Raw genomic sequence first — 16,790 nt, forward strand, 5'->3', positions numbered from 1 at the left:
CCCTCTCCCTAGGGAGAGGGATTTAGGGTGAGGGCATTTCATCACCCAAGGTTAATCTTTGCTTGCCAATTTAACCTTACTCGCTAAACCTAGTGCCTGCAAAAATTGAATGGTCATCCAAGTCATATCAATTTCCCACCACTGCAACCCATGACGAGCCGAATGCTGATAAGCATGGTGGTTGTTGTGCCAGCCTTCACCGTAAGTTAAGAGGGCAACCCACCAGCAGTTGCGGGAGTTGTCATTAGATTCATGGCTTTGATACCCAAACATATGAGTCGCGCTGTTGACTAACCAAGTGCAATGAAACACCGCAATCAGACGCACAAAAACGCCCCACACCACGAAGGGCCACCCCCCGATCGCATAAAGCACTCCTGCCAACGCAATCTGAAGCGGAATAAAGTACTTATTAAAAAATTGATAAACCGGATCATCGTTGATATCTTTCGTAAACCGAGGCACTTGATCCCGCATTGGAATATCAAATAGCATCCAGCCCATATGACTCCACCAAAAGCCGCGCTTTGAGTCATGGGGATCTTGGTCTTGATCAGAATGCAAATGGTGAAAGCGGTGCATTCCTACCCATTCAGTTACACCGCCCTGGCAGGATAAAGTGCCACACAAAACCAGAAAATATTCAATCAATTTAGGCGTTTGGAAGCTACGGTGGGTAATGAGGCGATGAAAGCCCAAGGTAATTCCTAAGCCGCCTGTGACCCAATGGAGGAACACTGCGATTCCTACGGCTGCCCAGCTAAAATTGCTCGGTAATAAGGCAAAAAGCGCACCACCATGCACAATCACCATGAATAAAACTACCGGCAAATCTAATTTGAGTGGTTTGTTTGAAGTTGCAACAGTCATGCATTCGTCCCAATGAGAAGTACAATGCCAAATTGGCGCAGAACTAGACGCTCGTTCTAGAGATTTCGTCGTGGAGATGGGTAGATTAGCTACCACAACACAAGGCGTTGAGAATTATGTTGGAGAAGCAAGCGGAAAATGAACAGCCCAATTCTTTTGAAAGAGGCAGAACAAGCACTATCCCTGATTTTTTCTGGTATTGATACACAGGTCAAGGAAAACCTGAAACGCTTGCTAGCAGCCTTTCGCCAGCACCGAATTGGCACGCACCACTTTTCTGGGGTAACAGGGTATGGGCATAGCGATTTAGGCAGGGAAGCGTTAGATCGAGTGTTTGCTCAAGTTATGGGGGCAGAAGCGGCTGCGGTACGGGTTCAATTTGTGTCTGGGACGCACGCGATCGCCTGTGCGCTGTATGGCGTTCTTCGTCCAGGAGACGAAATGCTTGCCGTGGCGGGTGCCCCTTATGACACGTTGGAAGAAGTGATTGGTCTACGGGGGCATCAGCAGGGTTCCTTAGCAGAGTTTGGGATTCACTATCGCCAGTTAGATCTCACACAAACAGGCGAGATTGATTGGCAAACATTAGCTCATGCTATCAAATCAGAGACGCGCCTGGTATTGATTCAGCGATCCTGTGGATATTCTTGGCGATCGAGTTTGGCGATCGCGGATATTGAAAAAATTGTTCAAATCGTTAAGCAGCAGAACCCAAACACGATTTGCTTTGTAGATAACTGCTATGGCGAGTTTGTTGAGTCGTGCGAACCTACGACCGTCGGTGCAGATTTGATGGCAGGTTCATTGATTAAAAACCCAGGCGGCACGATTGTCACCGCAGGCGGTTATGTTGCCGGACGAACAGACTTAGTAGAAATGGCAACCTGCCGACTGACGGCTCCAGGGATTGGCAGTTTCGGCGGTGCCACTTTCGACCAAAATCGACTGTTGTTTCAAGGGCTTTTTCTTGCCCCGCAAATGGTGGGAGAAGCCATGAAGGGCAATCATTTAACTGCTTATGTGTTCGACCAATTGGGGTATCCAGTCAACCCGTTGCCAATAGCTCCCCGCCGGGATGTGATCCAAGCTGTCCAATTGGGTTCAAAAGATAAACTGGTTGCTTTTTGCCGTGCCGTCCAGCAACAGTCGCCGATCGGTTCCTATCTTGACCCAGTGCCCGCAGCCATGCCAGGTTACGAAAGTGAGTTAGTCATGGCAGGCGGCACTTTTATTGATGGCAGCACTTCTGAGCTTTCAGCCGATGGACCTTTGCGAGAACCCTACACAGTTTTTTGCCAGGGAGGAACTCACTGGACTCATGTTTCGATCGCGTTAGAAGCTGCCATAGACGCGATCTCTGCTATTTAATTAGCCCTAGCTTTCCGTTGGTGCAGATTCGGATGTCTTGATCTTTTTGATAGGTGCAGCAGGACGTTTCACCCCAGAATCGCCTCCTAGCTCTGGAACTTCTGCGATCGGTTCGGAGATAACTTCAGCAATGGGTTCAGCCGATGCTGCTTCAGCCGGGGCTTCTTCAACCGATATTTCTTCAGCCGGGGCGATCGCCTCACCAACCACAGGCTCAGCCGAAACAGCAGCGACTTCCGCCACAGGAGGCATAACGTCTGGGACTGATTCCATCGGTTCAGGAATAGCATCGGTCGCTTCAGCCGATTCTTCGGGTGTCGTTGTAGGCTCAGCCACTTCTAATTCAGCAGCAGCTTTTGCAGCTTCCTGCTCAGCTTCAGCAATTTCTAGGGCTTCTGCCTCAGCCTTTGCAGCGGCTTCCTCGGCGGCAGCTTTTGCCTCAGCTTCAGCAGCTTCTGCCTCTGCTCTTGCGACGGCTTCTGCTTCCGCTTTTGCGGCGGCTTCCGCAGCGGCGGCTTCTTCCGCTTCAATCTCTGCTTTAGATTTGACTCTCGGTGGTTTGGGTCCTCTCATCAAAGCCACATTCGCAGGAGGTTTAAACTCTTCCCGGCGATCGCCCCCTTTACCGCCCTTCCCTTTGCGATCGCGATCTTTATCGCGGCTCGAACGGTCTTCACCGGAACGATCTTTGTCGCGACTCGGACGGTCTATGCTTGGACGATCCTCACTCGGATGATCTCCAGCCGGACGATCTTGACTCCGAACTGGACGTGGACGATCTTCCCGCTGTCCAGACGGCTGGACAGGTAAACTCTCGCCTTCTGATGCCGCCTTTTCCAAGCGCTCAGATTTTTTGATCGGACGTTCTACCATTGTTAAATTCTGTTAATGCATCTGTATCCTACCGTGATAGTGAGCGAATAGCACACCGATCACCCCTGTTCCAAGCGGCGTTGCCATTCAGCATCAATCTTGTCGGTCTGCTCAACTTCTTGCTCAATCAAATCTTGTTCAGTGGTATACGCCAAGTTATCCGCATCAACAATGGTTTCCCCTGCAAACTGCTGAGCATAAAGCATCTTTTTCTGCAAATCTTGATCGGCTTCATTCAGAAAAACCGCCCGATCTTGCCGCGCTTGATTTCGACGTTCTACTTTTCGGTTGCGCCACTGAATCCAAAAATAGCGCAAAAGCGGAATTGCCAAAAACGCTGATCCATAGCCCAACAAAACCCAGAAAATCGTCTGCACAAAAGCAACTAAACCGCCCATTTGAGCCGCGACAACCCCGCCTGCCAAAAGGTTTCCTAAAGCAATGGCACCGATTAAATTTAGCGTCCCTAACCCGATCGCTAGTGTAATCTGCCCACCGCTTGCCTGACTAAATCGCCAGGGTAGCTCTCTTAAGTAAGCAGAGAGCGGCTGTAAACGTTGTTCGATCGCACTCGTTTGTAATTCAGGAAAATGGTAAACCAATCCTCCTTCTGGGCTAACTTCAGGTCGTCCATTAAAGCGCGTCAGCACCGGCAGCATATACTCTTCATACTCGCGCGCATAGCCTTGACCCACATCATCCAAGTAGGGTGCTAATTGTTCAGCAACCACTGCGCCCTTTTGGTTACGAATGGTCGTCGCGATCGCTCTCCAGCGGCGGTCTTCCAAATCTGCATTCGGGTTGCCATCTCCAAACAAAAACGAAAATATTGCTTCTAAAAAATTGAGGGAAGACCTCTCTCCACCCGAATCAGGGCGATAAGCCGCACGACGGCTAGAGTAGTCAGGATAAAAAATCCACCAAATATCAGGACCAAACCCAACTGATGGCATACTGATTCCGCTATCAGAATCGTTATCGCTGTTTGTTGCCGCACTCAACGATAGAGTAATCAGCAAAATGGTTAGAAAAACCAGCACGATAGAGGCAATCAGCAAAATGCCAAAGGAAATCCGAATCAGGTAGAAGAGAACGCGCCAAATCTTCTCCCACCATTCTTTAAGCTGAAGCCGAAAATATTTATTTCGCAAAATTGAGCGAAACTCTGGAGGAAAGAGATACACCACATCACCAGATTCAGCCACCTGAAGATGTCCGCTCACCTGGGATGCCAACGCCAACAAGCCCTGCTCTGCCACGGCGACTTCCAACCCGGCTTGAGCCGCCACATCACCCACAGTGACGCGGTAGTCCAATCGCTCTACGGCTTGCATAATATCTGGGTTAGGAGTCATGGACATCTTTCCACTGCTTTGCTTGAGACTGTGATCTACAGTATAGAAAGTCTGTATATCGCTTGGCAGGGGAAGAAAACCGTCTTAGCGCTTTGGGCGTTAAAAGCTGGATTATCAATTCTTGTGTGGGTTGATCGATCGCTTTCCGCGCAGCTATCCACATTTTTATCTATAACAGTGATCAGCAAATGATCAGCATCACTGGAACACTTCTTGCCTGTGAGCCGATCGCGAGCTTCGCCTTACAAGAACAGGCAAATATTTACGACCCAAACCAAGACGTTATGATTCTGTTAATCGCCAACGGTCGTATTAAGGCAACCTTGTTACATAATTTAGCGATCGCCCCGCTCGACTGCCACCAACAAGTGCGATCGCTGGGCAGAATTTCCACCCTGTTTGATGTCATCCCAGGAACCATGAGTATATTTTCATAATGTCACCACTACCCCTTCGCATTTCTAACCCAACACGGTATCAAAATGCCGCGCTCAACTATTATCTCAACATTACTGATTCACCCTACTTGCACTATGGCTACTGGGAGCCACAGCCACAGTCACCCGAAGATTTAACGATTGCCAAACTTCGCAGTGCCCAAGCCGCCTATACTCAAAAATTAATGGCATTTATTCCAGAAGGCACCCAAGCAATCTTGGACGTGGGCTGTGGAACTGGCGGAAATGCGACCTATTTGCTCGATCGCGGCTTTACGGTTGAAGGACTCGCACCCGATCCTTTTCAACAAGAGCGGTTTCTGGCTGCTACCTCAGGCAGGGCACTATTTCACCTGACTCGATTTGAAGATTTCAAAACGGTGCAGTCCTATGATCTGGTGTTGCTGAGCGAAAGTAGCCAATACATGAGCGCTCAAGATATTGCTCAAGGGGCAATCCGAGTCTTGAGACAGGGCGGCTACTTGTTACTTGCCGACATGCTCCGCTCCGATGCGACCTATACCGAAGGCATTTTCTCCAATTGCCATGTGGTGGAAGATTTGCACCAAGCGCTGATTCAGAATGGGTTTACTTTAGTAAAAATGGAAGATATTTCCACCCAAGCCGCTCCCACAATTGATATTGGTGTGGATGCGTTTCGCCGATTTGGGTTAAGCACACTGAAATATATTGCGGATGTGGTTCAAATCGCGGTTCCACCCATTTATCAACTGTTACGGTGGGTTTATAAGCGCTGGATGCAAAAACCTGTTGAGGAAGGATTGCAAGCAGGTGAAATTTTTAATCGACATTTGTGCTATCAAATTCAACTGTGGCAATTATCGGCAAAAGACAGCTAATATGTTGCACTCAATTGGCTGTAGTGCAGGTTGTCTTGCAGAAATAGCGATCGCGTCACCTCAAGCAGCATACAAACCAGTTTTCCTCAGCCGCATTCGTTGTCGATAAGTAGAGTGAGTCGATGAAGCTGAAATTTTTAGAGGGGGAAATTTAAGCGGTAAGGATTGGGCTGAATGCTGGCGAACATGGTGAAGCATTATGGGCAGATCCGCACGAACTTGCTGCCAGTAAACTTGAGAAAACTGAGTGTAATCAAACTGGCAATCGCGGAAGACGCGATCAATGCGCTGATAGCGATAGTTCGACCAGTGATAAAGAATCTGCCAAGAGGGATGCAGATTTTCAACAGTTAGCAGTTGATGCGCTCTGCGGCGGAGCGTGGGTAGATACTGTTCTAGCCAAAACTGCATCATTTTGGGATAGCCAGGATTGTTAATCGCTTGCTGTTGCAAGATTTCATCGCGGCTCACCCCAAACTGCTCTAAAAGTTCATTGGGCAAGTTGCAGACTCCTTGTTCGGCATCTTCACGCAGATCACGCAGATGATTATAAAACTGATCCACCCTGCCAAAATAGTGAGCGGCTTGATGCTGGGTTTCAGAGAGGAAAGGTAAAACCTGAAAAAATGACCCACCTAAGTTGGTCAGCATTTGCTCATATTCTGCCATCGTGTGGATGACTAAATCATGGGTATGATACTGGGCGATCGCTTGTACATAGCGTTTCCACGCAGCTAGAGACAATTCGATTGAGGCGCGATCAGTCGGTGAATTAAACCAGCACGATCGCATCTTGCTGAACAGTTCAGCATCGGCAGATTTTGGCTGAACTTCTCCAGTCAACTCTAAATGCTGCCAATCTGCTAAAAAACGCTGGAACGCTGGTTGTTCTGGATACAAAAGCTCATGTTCTGCTAAGCGATCGATCAACCGAATCCAGTGAATTCGTTCAATCCACTGGGCGCGAACTGGAAGATCCAATTCCATCACCCATCCCGCATTGTCCTCATCTTTTAACGTATCGTCCGAAATCGCATGATAGTTAGATGAGCCGACCAAATCAGCAATTATCCCTGCTTGTAGGCTAATCGAACTCGCCCAGGGAGTGTGTAACGCTGTAATATGTTTCATCGTCCAATCTCAGTGGTAGATGTGCCCAAAGATGCTTATTTTGCCTCAAGTACCCGCTAGAGTTCCCAATTTTTGAGCAAACTAACGATCTGCCTAGGCTCAGCGGTAGCCCTCCGCGCTGTCTAAAAACTGGGACTTTCTTGAATAAGCCCCAGATAGGGGGGAGTGAATTGGTATAATCAGTCCGCAACTAAACGATCGAGTGTGCCGTCTTAGGCATAGGGCTTAAGACATTAATCGTGAGTCGGCTTAGGCTGATCGCAATAGGGCACATCACCACAATTGCAGCCTAATCGCTCTTCGTGAGGAATACCCAAATTCATGTCTTTATTTGATTGGTTCGCAAATCGACAAAAATCTGGTCCCATCAGTAAGGATCGCCAAGAGCGAGAAATTGCAGATGGGCTTTGGTCAAAATGTGAAGCATGCAGCGTCCTAACCTACACCAAGGATTTGCAGGCAAATCAAATGGTATGTCCGGATTGTGGACACCATAATCGTGTTTTCAGTGATGAGCGCATTCGTCAACTGATTGATGCCAATACTTGGCTCCCGATCGATGCTGAGTTGGTCGCTACCGATCCGCTACAGTTTCGAGATCGCAAACCCTACAGCGATCGCCTGCGGGATATGCAAGAAAAAACCAAGCTAAATGATGCAGTTCAAACGGGCGTAGGACGGCTTGATGGCTTACCTGTTGCCCTAGGAGTCATGGATTTTCGCTTCATGGGCGGCAGCATGGGGTCAGTGGTGGGAGAAAAGTTGACACGTTTGATTGAACGGGCGACTCGTGAGCGACTGCCGACGATCATTGTGTGTGCATCTGGGGGAGCCAGAATGCAAGAAGGAATGCTCAGCCTGATGCAAATGGCGAAAATTTCGGGCGCTCTTCACCGCTTGCAGGCTGCACGATTGCTCTATGTTCCGGTGCTAACTCATCCCACTACCGGTGGAGTGACTGCTAGCTTTGCCATGTTAGGCGACATCATTTTGGCAGAACCTAAAGCCACTATTGGGTTTGCCGGACGGCGAGTGGTGGAACAAACGTTGCGTGAAAAACTTCCTGAAGATTTTCAAACAGCAGAGTATTTGCTCCAGCATGGGTTTGTCGATGCGATCGTGCTGCGGACTCAGCTTAAGCCAACCTTGGCTCGGTTGATTCGGTTACACCAGCCCAGCGCTTCTACTCATCTGCCAATTCATTTAACAGAGGCGAGATCGCTTAGCATGACAATTCCCGATTAGAAAACCCTATTTCTGAATATCTGTTTCAGTCTTTGGGAAAGGGATCACTCAGTGGGATGATAGGTATATCAAAACAACTTAGTCTGCTTGCATAAAAAACACACGGCAAGTTATGCAGACCATTTAATGACCTATCTAACAGAAAAAGTTTGCCTTTTGGCGATCGCTTTCTCTTGGGCATTTAGTAAGAAGCTTCCTATCCGAAATTCCCCAACCTTTTTGGTTTTTTTCGATAAGCCTGCCTAGCGTTGGGATTTGCCCGGAAGACTGTTGCAAAAGTCAGTTTTTGTAATTTCAAACACTTCTTATTAAGTTTCATAGATAGTCATAAAACTCGTACACCTCAGCCACTCTAAGGAGAACCATGCTTAAAAGATACATTTGGCTTACCGTAGCCACTGTACTCTTTGCCTTTCAGGTCTTTGTTGGTAATGCGACCGCTGCCGAACTGGATGCAGCCATTCGTACCATTCCACTGAATGGAAACGGCGATAGTGTTACCCTCACCCTGAAGCAAGTCAAAGAAGGAAAGCGTTTATTTCAATATGCGTGCGCTCAGTGCCATGCAGGTGGAGTCACGAAGACTGACCCCAACGTTGGGCTAGATCCAGAAGCCTTATCATTAGCGACCCCTCCCCGCAATAGCATTGATGCTCTGGTGGAGTACATGAAAGATCCGACTAGCTATGACGGAGAGCAATCTATCGCTGAAACTCATCCTAGTTTAAAGAGTAAAGATAACTTTCCAACGATGCGGAACCTCACGCAGGACGATTTAGTGGCGATCGCGGGTCACGTTTTGCTTCAGCCCAAAGTGGTTGGAGACAAATGGGGCGGCGGCAAAATCTACTACTAAATCACGATTAGCTTATTAGGGGGTCTCATGCCGCATAAAAAGTTTTGGCTTCATCTGTTGGTTTGCCTCTTATCCCTTTGCTTGCCAATAGTCACCATTAGCCTACCTGCCTATGCAGCAGTTGACCCCTACGTTACTCGCTTTTTGAAAGTCACTGAACCGATTCCGCTAACAGTAGACACCACAGAAAATACCCGCCTCTTCTCTGCGGAAGACTTATCTGCTGGAAAAGCTCTGTTTGGAAAAAATTGTTTGAATTGTCATGTGGGCGGAAATACCCTACCCGATCCAACCGTGCCGCTTTCCCTCGCTGCCCTACAAGGTGCCACCCCTAAACGTGATAACATCAACGCGCTGGTGACATATCTCCGGCAACCAATGACTTATGACGGCACAGAAGAAACATTCGTCTGTCGGCAGGTCTCTGAATCTTGGTTGCCAACGCCAATGGTTGAAAATATTGCAGGCTTTATTTTAAGGGCGGCTCAAAATGCGCCGGGTTGGGGTACGGAAACCTTTCAAGATTAGTCGGGATTCTCTTCTGCTCTAAATGCGCTTTAGCTTCCCAGTTGTTTTAGAATTTAGTGTGTACGTACGCTGTAGATTGTTGAATACGTTATGAAACCTATCACTTCATTTGTAAAAAGCCTTTGTTTAGTTTGTGCTGCTTTTCTACTGCTTGTAGGAAGCCTCTGTGTATCCGTGTCTCCTGCTGCGGCTGAAACTTTTACCGTTAAGATGGGTGCTGATAATGGCATGTTGGCATTTGAGCCAGCAAAAATTGCTGTGAAGCCTGGTGATACTGTGAAGTGGGTGATTAATAAGGTGCCCCCTCACAACGTTGTGTTTGATGGCGCTAGCATTCCTGGTGGTGATAAAGCGGTTGCCACTGCTCTATCTCACAAAAAGCTGGAAATGAGTCCTGGCACCAGCTTTGAAATCACTATTCCTACAGACGCTCAACCGGGTGAGTATAGCTACTATTGCGAACCGCATCGGGGGGCTGGAATGGCTGGTAAGGTCGTAGTGGGTGGTTAGTTCAGATTTTCTGTAACTTTAAGATCGCTATTTTGCTACGGTTGTTTATTGACCTCTTTAAACAGGGGTGTTTTTCTTCTCCTAGCCGCGATCGCGTTTCTATCAATTCTGCGATAGTTCGTTCATCGCTTGAATGTCGATCTTTTATCTAGTAGAGGAAACCCCCTGTGAAAGCCTTATTACTGAGTATCTATCTGACAGTTTGGTTTGTCATTGCTAACCCTTTTCCTGCATCAGCCGCAAATCTTGCAAATGGGGCTAAGTTATTTAACGCCAATTGCTCAGCTTGTCATATGGGCGGAAATAACGTCATCATCTCAAGCAAAACATTGAAAAAAGAAGCTTTAGATAAATATGGCATGGCTTCTTTGGAGGCGATCAGAACCCAAGTTACGAATGGCAAAAACGCAATGCCTTCTTTTAGAAGTCGGTTAAACGATAATCAGATCGAAGATATTGCCGATTACGTGATCACTCAATCACAAAAAGGCTGGTAGGTTGAGTTGACCGCACGCTCTGATCGAACCGCTTTGACAGAATAAACCCTTGAGAAAAAATTCTATTCTCAGGGGTTTTTAGTATGCTGCGCCAATTAATGGGACGATCGCTTTTTCAGATTTTTTAGTTGATCGCGTAGTTCTTGCAAGTTTTCAGGCAGTTGCCCTCCATAGCGCCAGCGCACATACGCTTGAGAAATTGCCTCAATGGTTGCTGCATGATGAGTCGATTGGGTTTGCACGGTAGCCTGCATAAATTCAAATGGAGTTTGTGCCGTGCGCTTCACCACATGCCGAACCTTCAGCCAATCCAGCATTTCTTGGTAAAGGCGTTCTATGGGAGTGAGTTTATGCAAAAAACGCTGATATCGCCAGCGTCTCCAGCTTTGCCATAGCAACCAACTGGCAAAACCAGCCCCAATAGTGAAGAGTAATAAGGTAAATAATCCTATCCACCCTTGATTCAATTGTGTAACTAGCCAAGCGATCGCGCCCACCAAACTCCCGACAATAGCGCTAAATATGCCGCCCAAAAAATTGGACACTGGAGACGGCAGCCATCCAGCAATCCATTTCCAAAACTGTTGCAGCACCGTAAAGGTTTGATCTTCCTCAATCGACGGTGGAATCAGTTCATGTCCTGGAATGGGGTCAAACGCAAACCAGCCATGCTTGGGAAAATATACCTCAGTCATAGCATAGGCATCCGTATTACGGACTTCATACAGTCCTGTAAATGAATTAAATTCACCCGCTCCGTAGCCTGCCACCAATCGGGATGGAATGCCAATCGATCGCAGCATAATCGTCAGCGCGGTGGAAAAATGGTCAGGATAGCCGCCCTGATATTTGAATAGAAAGGCTTCCACCAAATCTTCGTTAGGATTGAGGTAAGGTAATTCTGGCTGTACGGAGTAGCGCATTTTTAGAACCTGCGCCAAAAATAAAGCTTTTTCGTAGGGGTTCAGAAGCGGCTGAGGAGAGGTTGCTAAAAGCGCTTCTGTCTGTTTTCGTACTTTATCTTGGATACGACTGGGTACTGCAAGATAGTAGTCTTGAATTTCGGGTCGATATCTTGTAGGGGCTTTTCCTAAGCGAGTGCGATCGCGATAGGGCACCTCTGAAATTACGGTATAGGTTAAGCCCTCTGGCAAGATTAGCGGAGAACGTATCCCGCCTTCAGCATCGATCGCAATTTGCGTGGTTGGAAAGAAAAGCTCTTTGGGTTGAGTCAATGCCGGGATCAGGTTGGGGACTTCTGAAACGACTGTGTAAGTCTGAATGACCTCCTGCACCTTATTGATAGTAATCGGTCGTGGCAAAAAGAACTGATAAGACCAAGCAGGGCGTGTCAGAGTTTTGGTTTCGCTATTGCGGGAGACTTCCCACCCTTGTCCTAAATATTGATCAAACGCCAACACGCGCCAAAAACCTTCTGCTTGCGATCGCACCCGCATAACAATTTGCGGCTTCATCTCCCCCCGGAGATTTTGATTCATGCGCGTGTTGAATCCATAGTAAAAAGTGTCATCCACTTCGCCCGGACTCAATCCCTTACCCGATTGAAGATTGTTGCCCCCTGCCTTACCATTCCGCACGTATCCTGGATTAATCACCTGCTGGTTATCGTCAAACTGCTGATTTAGAGGCGCACTGACGGGAAAAGTACGAAGCTGATATCCGGGCAGCCGAGGCATAAACACAAAAATAGTTAGCCCTAACGCCAAAATCGCGCCTAAAAATAGCCCTAAACGGCGAACCGATAGCCCTGGTTGCTTAAAGGGCGATCGCCGTACTTTACTCCCCACTAAATCGAGCCGTGAGCGGTAGTCGAGGACTAGAACAGGCAGCGCGATCGCCAAAAAAACCAGCAAAATCGCGCCAAACAGCATCGTTTGACTGAGCGTACTTGCCACTCCAATCAAAATTAGCCCAATCACCATGGAATAGCCCAAATCTTGGCGACGGGGCATATGAAAGCTGTGAAGCACCTGAAGCTGAATCAGTAACTCAGCCAAAATCAGCCGCGTATCATTCAACTGCTGGCGCAATGCCATAAAAAACAATGCTAGTGCGCCCAACATGCCGATCGCAATACAAAACTTGATCGCCACATTTGCCTTACGTCGATGCAGCCAACTCCAATAAGCGCCCACAATGCTCAGCGGAATCGCCCATAGACTGGTTTGAGTATCTGCCGCAACATCGGTTGCAATGATCCCGGCAACCACCATTGCCTGACTTAAAATTCGCAGCGAAATTGACTCTTCCGTCGTCGGTAAAGGCTGTGTTTTAATGCGGTGCAAGAGCGCACCTACTATAGGGAGCGATCGCGATCGGCTAACCCAAAAACCAGTAGACATAGAAAACCTGCTCTAGAATATCGTTCCCGTCACCCGCTACAGATTCCTCAAATGCTCCAACACCTTTTGGCACTTTGTGTGTATTGAGGTTGTTATACGACAACTTACAGCGAGACTATAACTGATCTTCATCCAGTTCCTCCCTAGCTAGAGCCTCTATCAGCGGCTTCAAATCAAGATACATCGTGCGATAAGGATTGACGGGTGGTAAATGCTCAATCGGATTAGCGAACTCAAACCCTAGCTTTTCGTAGAAGCCAGATGCATCATAAGGTGGTTCAACGTCAGGATCATAGAGCGCATCGACAGTAATAAATCTTACTCCAATGATAGGAGTTACCTTAGTAATCACATAATCGATCGCCCACTCCGTCAACCGCACTCCAAGACCTTTAGTACGACGATCAACAGCAAGTAGTCCAATTTTAACGGCTGGAAAGGTACGGTATTTCACCCTTTCTTGAGCCAGTAGTGTATCTTCAACCTCTAACTTATCAGCTAGAAGCGTAATGTATCCAACCAGAGCATCCTCAACCCTGATAATCCAGCATTGGCAAAGGTAGGCATCGGCTTCTCGCTGAATTCGTCCCTGTTTCCAATAGGTTACAAATTCTCCCCTAACACAGCGAAACCCCTGACCAAGTTGCTGAATTTCAGGGGTTAGCGACTCAATATCAATTTGGGAAAAATCAACTCCGTCAAACTTACCAGAACTAGCCATGTTTCTGTGCTTGGCGACGACGGGCAGAAAGCCGCTTTGCTAAGGCAAGCATTTGATCGTTAACCATCGCCCCGCCAGTGTCGATCACTTCAAGCAGCTTTTTTGCCGCATCGCCTGAAACAGGATTGGATTGAGTGTGGAGAGGATACTTCATAGGAAAACTGGGATGAGATTTCACATCGGACATGGCACAAAATTGGGATTTGGCGATTGAATCTTAAACGGCTGCCAGTTTGGATTGGACGTGATCTTGGAAGGCAGAAAGCCCACCTTGAGAGTCCCAAGCCTCTTTGAACGTAGGCAATTCTTCTAGCTGCATGACACTGCCACCCATGTAATCAAGAACTGCTGAGTAACCAAAGATCACATCTGCTTTGGCTGAGATGGGTGGATTAGTGCCGTCAATCGACCATTCTACTTCAACAATACGGTAAAGATTGAAATCACCTTGCCGTTCTTCACGCTCAACCTGACGATTCAGAACTTTGACTAAATGCGTGACGTACCCGTGTTGCCGTAGCAGAATTAAGTCATTCCGTTTGGGTCTATTGGCATTGGCTTCATCATCTTTCCAAGCCAGTTTAAATAGCTCGGAGGATTTAAACTCACAATAAGCCCACCCGTCGGTAGGTTTCACATTTTTTGTCCACTGGAGATGTTGCAGATTCATCAATTCCTTACCGGGTTAACTGTTAATAGTTAGCAGGCGGCTTTGCACCCATAGCGGTCGAATTTATCTCTCAAACCCCTACCCTTCAACAACTCGCACCACAAAAACGAGCGGTGTTTCTTCATCATCTAAAGACGCTTCCAGCAGGTAGACTTGTCCCACTTCGGGATCACAAAGTTCTACACTTACTGAGCCAGACGATCGCCGCTCGGACACAGATTGCAGCCCTGCCCCATTGATTGTTAAACGTCCACCTGTAGGCAGTTCTGCCCGAACGACTATACTTGAATCTGTGGGATCGGGGTTGTAAGTTGCTTTTAGTTGCAACGTTCCCTGCTCAGTTTTCCACTGGCGCTCAGCGATCGCTTGGCTAGCAGACACCGCCAAGGTCAGCGTCACAATCATTTGCTGGGCTGCCAACAGCGACAACACCATTTGCTGGGCTGGAGCCGCTGCCTCATAGCTTTGAGGGAAATTAGCACCTGCGGTGGAAGTTGGAGCAGCAACACCTGAGCGGACGGGTGAGGCAACGACTAAACCTGCCAAATAATTAAGTGCCTGCCCTTCACCAGGAAATAGGTCTTCTACCGCCTGAACCAATTGCACTCCCTCACGGAGAGACGATTGCACCACTTGTTGGCACTGTTTGAGCAGGCGACCCAAAACTAAACCGGGAACTGATACAGGCAAGTTGAGAGTGCTTAACTGTCGATTCCAGATGCTAGCACTAGAATTTTTCTCAACAGGAGCAGATGTCTCTGAGCCAAAATTAGCTTCTACTGCATCATAAGCGGTATCAGTTTCGTAGTCTTGAACCACAGACTCCCAGGGAAAAAGGGGAGGTTTTTTTTGAATTTCGCTTTGCAGTCGATGTTTTAATAAGGCATGAAAACGGTCTTGCACAGCAGGTATATCTCCAAGTTCAAATAGTGACTCTCTTTGGGGAGAGCGTTTTGAATCGGTATAGCCAGAGACAGAAGAGGGATTATCTTGGGGCATAAGTAGACTAGATTGATCTAGCGGTGGTGTTCCTGTTGTCTCGCACCCTAGTGCCTGATTTGCTGCCTCAGCATCTACCAAAGTGGCTGTGGGGAGAAGATCCTGCAACAGCATTAGTATATGCCTCTGAATTTTTTCTGGGTCACGATTCATAGTACAAATTCCTATACAGGGGTTGAAAGGCGCTCTCCGGATATTCAGCGGTTTTGCATTTCCCAGAAATCATTCCGAATTTCCCAGGCTTGCTCCAACAGTTTGAACCATTGTTTCTGAATTTGAGTGGTCGTAAAGCCCATTGCTTGAGCGATCGCGGCATCGGTTAACTTTTGCTGCTTTAAAGCTAATAATACTTTTTGGGTTTCATCTAGCTGAGCTTGAAAAGCCTGCCATTGCTGAGGAGTTAATCCTAAATTGCGATCGAGGTCTGCTTCTAACCATTGGTGGACTAATTCCCATCGATGAGAAAGCGCAAAGCGAATTAGATGATATTTGAATCGCTGCTGCAAATAATCTCGTTGACGAGGCGTGAGCCTTAAAATATTTTCGATTTCACTTGTCGGCAAGTCTTGGAGCCGCAATACGAAATAATCAGCGCAATCGTTTTGCTTACGCTCATCCAAATAACTAATTAGTTCAGCAATAACGGTGTAACGTAAGGTATCCTCCACGGGTTCTGGTTCTTGAGCCACCATCTGCTCTCGCACCTGCTGCATAGATGCGGCATTCCAAGCGCCATCTGCTTCACCAGACATGCCCTCAGCGGCTTGCTCAATGTCCACAGGCGTTTCAGAAGGCTGCTGCTGCGAAAAAGTTTGCGCTCGAAGAATGATGAGTTGCTGACTACGATTACCAGGAAGCGGAATACGGCGTTTCGCATACCTTTCTGTAAAAGCCATATATTCGGCTAGATGGAGCGGTGCGTTCGGAGTGTAGCTTGGGAGCAGTTGGGCTTCTCGCCGGAACGCATTGAGCGCCTCCATATAAAAGCTCTGGAGAAAATCTTCAATCAGCGGCAGACGGGCTTGATAGCTAAACTGAGTTTGAAGCGGAGTGATATAGCGGTACACCACTGCACTCAAGGTACTATGAAGCTCAACTCTTCCTCGCCGAGATCCTAATTTAGAATAGTGCAAACATTGCTGAAGCCGATGCTTTGCCAAGGTTAGCGCCCAAGATTCAGGGTCCCCAGAAGCTTGTATGCGCTTACTTTCAGTGCAAATCCGGGTCACTTCCTTCAAAAGACGATCTGCCACATCCCGGCAATGCTGCTCAGAAGCGGTTGTTGATACTTTAAGTTCACTTAGTAGCAGTTGAAAGATTGACTCCACGCTTTGGCAAGTTTCTATCACTATGTGTTCCAACGCCTAACGATAACAAACATCGGGATATCTTGATCAATTTTGACAACAATCACCAGTCAGCGTCTAGAGTGAATTTTGATAAGCCTGTTAGAAACGAACAAGGGTGACGAATTGTTGAGAGAATTGGGCTAGATTTGCTTTCTCAC

The 16,790-nt window shown here is 47.6% G+C and carries 18 protein-coding genes; 8 read left to right on the top strand and 10 right to left on the bottom strand.

Features of this window, described 5'->3' with window-relative positions; all coding sequences use genetic code 11:
* Nucleotides 1-51: 51 nt before the first annotated feature.
* A complete protein-coding gene (locus AB3R30_RS03040) occupies nucleotides 52-870 on the bottom strand; it encodes an acyl-CoA desaturase (protein WP_458647666.1) in 819 nt (272 codons plus the stop codon).
* A gap of 138 nt (nucleotides 871-1,008) precedes the next feature.
* On the opposite strand from AB3R30_RS03040, the gene AB3R30_RS03045 reads away from it, so the two are divergent.
* The gene (locus AB3R30_RS03045; RefSeq protein ID WP_458647667.1) at nucleotides 1,009-2,238 is read left to right on the top strand and encodes a methionine gamma-lyase family protein; all 1,230 of its coding nucleotides are present in this window, start codon (nucleotides 1,009-1,011) and stop codon (nucleotides 2,236-2,238) included.
* 6 nt (nucleotides 2,239-2,244) lie between these two features.
* Here the strand turns inward: AB3R30_RS03045 and AB3R30_RS03050 are convergent, their stop codons facing one another.
* Both AB3R30_RS03050 and AB3R30_RS03055 read right to left on the bottom strand, forming a co-directional pair.
* Complete coding sequence (locus AB3R30_RS03050) at nucleotides 2,245-3,111, bottom strand: hypothetical protein (protein ID WP_458647668.1); 867 nt, start codon at nucleotides 3,109-3,111, stop codon at nucleotides 2,245-2,247.
* Between the two features lie 59 nt (nucleotides 3,112-3,170).
* Nucleotides 3,171-4,472 carry an ATP synthase subunit B family protein gene (locus AB3R30_RS03055; protein ID WP_458647669.1) on the bottom strand — a complete coding sequence of 434 codons (1,302 nt, stop codon included), beginning with the start codon at nucleotides 4,470-4,472 and terminating at the stop codon, nucleotides 3,171-3,173.
* Between the two features lie 182 nt (nucleotides 4,473-4,654).
* On the opposite strand from AB3R30_RS03055, the gene AB3R30_RS03060 reads away from it, so the two are divergent.
* Both AB3R30_RS03060 and AB3R30_RS03065 read left to right on the top strand, forming a co-directional pair.
* Nucleotides 4,655-4,903 (top strand): hypothetical protein, encoded by a 249-nt coding sequence (locus AB3R30_RS03060; protein WP_458647670.1) that lies wholly within the window; start codon nucleotides 4,655-4,657, stop codon nucleotides 4,901-4,903.
* On the top strand, nucleotides 4,903-5,763 hold the full coding sequence (locus AB3R30_RS03065) for a class I SAM-dependent methyltransferase (RefSeq protein ID WP_458647671.1): 861 nt from the start codon (nucleotides 4,903-4,905) through the stop codon (nucleotides 5,761-5,763). Before AB3R30_RS03060 ends, AB3R30_RS03065 begins: the two co-directional genes overlap by 1 nt.
* Before the next feature lie 60 nt (nucleotides 5,764-5,823).
* Here the strand turns inward: AB3R30_RS03065 and AB3R30_RS03070 are convergent, their stop codons facing one another.
* A complete protein-coding gene (locus AB3R30_RS03070) occupies nucleotides 5,824-6,894 on the bottom strand; it encodes a squalene/phytoene synthase family protein (RefSeq protein ID WP_458647672.1) in 1,071 nt (356 codons plus the stop codon).
* A gap of 321 nt (nucleotides 6,895-7,215) precedes the next feature.
* On the opposite strand from AB3R30_RS03070, the gene accD reads away from it, so the two are divergent.
* The 5 genes from accD to petJ all read left to right on the top strand — a co-directional run bounded on the left by accD (nucleotide 7,216) and on the right by petJ (nucleotide 10,530).
* A complete protein-coding gene (gene accD / locus AB3R30_RS03075) occupies nucleotides 7,216-8,139 on the top strand; it encodes an acetyl-CoA carboxylase, carboxyltransferase subunit beta (protein WP_458647673.1) in 924 nt (307 codons plus the stop codon).
* 364 nt (nucleotides 8,140-8,503) lie between these two features.
* The gene (psbV, locus tag AB3R30_RS03080) at nucleotides 8,504-8,995 is read left to right on the top strand and encodes a photosystem II cytochrome c-550 (protein WP_458647674.1); all 492 of its coding nucleotides are present in this window, start codon (nucleotides 8,504-8,506) and stop codon (nucleotides 8,993-8,995) included.
* Between the two features lie 27 nt (nucleotides 8,996-9,022).
* Nucleotides 9,023-9,523 (top strand): photosystem II cytochrome PsbV2, encoded by a 501-nt coding sequence (psbV2, locus tag AB3R30_RS03085; protein ID WP_458647675.1) that lies wholly within the window; start codon nucleotides 9,023-9,025, stop codon nucleotides 9,521-9,523.
* Between the two features lie 90 nt (nucleotides 9,524-9,613).
* Nucleotides 9,614-10,033: a plastocyanin gene (gene petE, locus AB3R30_RS03090; protein WP_458647676.1), complete on the top strand. Its 420-nt coding sequence runs from the start codon at nucleotides 9,614-9,616 to the stop codon at nucleotides 10,031-10,033.
* A 167-nt stretch (nucleotides 10,034-10,200) separates the two neighbouring features.
* The gene (gene petJ / locus AB3R30_RS03095) at nucleotides 10,201-10,530 is read left to right on the top strand and encodes a cytochrome c6 PetJ (RefSeq protein ID WP_458647677.1); all 330 of its coding nucleotides are present in this window, start codon (nucleotides 10,201-10,203) and stop codon (nucleotides 10,528-10,530) included.
* Nucleotides 10,531-10,625: 95 nt separating this feature from the next.
* Here the strand turns inward: petJ and AB3R30_RS03100 are convergent, their stop codons facing one another.
* From AB3R30_RS03100 to hetZ, 6 genes are all read right to left on the bottom strand, one after another.
* Nucleotides 10,626-12,893 carry a transglutaminase TgpA family protein gene (locus tag AB3R30_RS03100; RefSeq protein WP_458647678.1) on the bottom strand — a complete coding sequence of 756 codons (2,268 nt, stop codon included), beginning with the start codon at nucleotides 12,891-12,893 and terminating at the stop codon, nucleotides 10,626-10,628.
* A 115-nt stretch (nucleotides 12,894-13,008) separates the two neighbouring features.
* Nucleotides 13,009-13,614, bottom strand: a complete 606-nt coding sequence (locus AB3R30_RS03105; protein WP_458647679.1) for a hypothetical protein — start codon at nucleotides 13,612-13,614, stop codon at nucleotides 13,009-13,011.
* On the bottom strand, nucleotides 13,607-13,768 hold the full coding sequence (locus AB3R30_RS03110) for a hypothetical protein (RefSeq protein ID WP_458647680.1): 162 nt from the start codon (nucleotides 13,766-13,768) through the stop codon (nucleotides 13,607-13,609). Before AB3R30_RS03110 ends, AB3R30_RS03105 begins: the two co-directional genes overlap by 8 nt.
* Before the next feature lie 63 nt (nucleotides 13,769-13,831).
* Nucleotides 13,832-14,284, bottom strand: coding sequence for a hypothetical protein (locus tag AB3R30_RS03115; protein ID WP_458647681.1), 453 nt, complete (start codon nucleotides 14,282-14,284; stop codon nucleotides 13,832-13,834).
* A 78-nt stretch (nucleotides 14,285-14,362) separates the two neighbouring features.
* Nucleotides 14,363-15,397 carry a PatU gene (locus AB3R30_RS03120; protein ID WP_458647682.1) on the bottom strand — a complete coding sequence of 345 codons (1,035 nt, stop codon included), beginning with the start codon at nucleotides 15,395-15,397 and terminating at the stop codon, nucleotides 14,363-14,365.
* Between the two features lie 83 nt (nucleotides 15,398-15,480).
* Entirely contained in the window at nucleotides 15,481-16,632 is a 1,152-nt protein-coding gene (gene hetZ / locus AB3R30_RS03125) for a heterocyst differentiation protein HetZ (RefSeq protein ID WP_458647683.1), read from the bottom strand.
* Nucleotides 16,633-16,790: the final 158 nt, after the last annotated feature.

The sequence above is a fragment of the Sivoneniella epilithica UHCC 1019 genome (assembly GCF_040830845.1).
Lineage (GTDB): Bacteria > Cyanobacteriota > Cyanobacteriia > Leptolyngbyales > Leptolyngbyaceae > ULC077BIN1.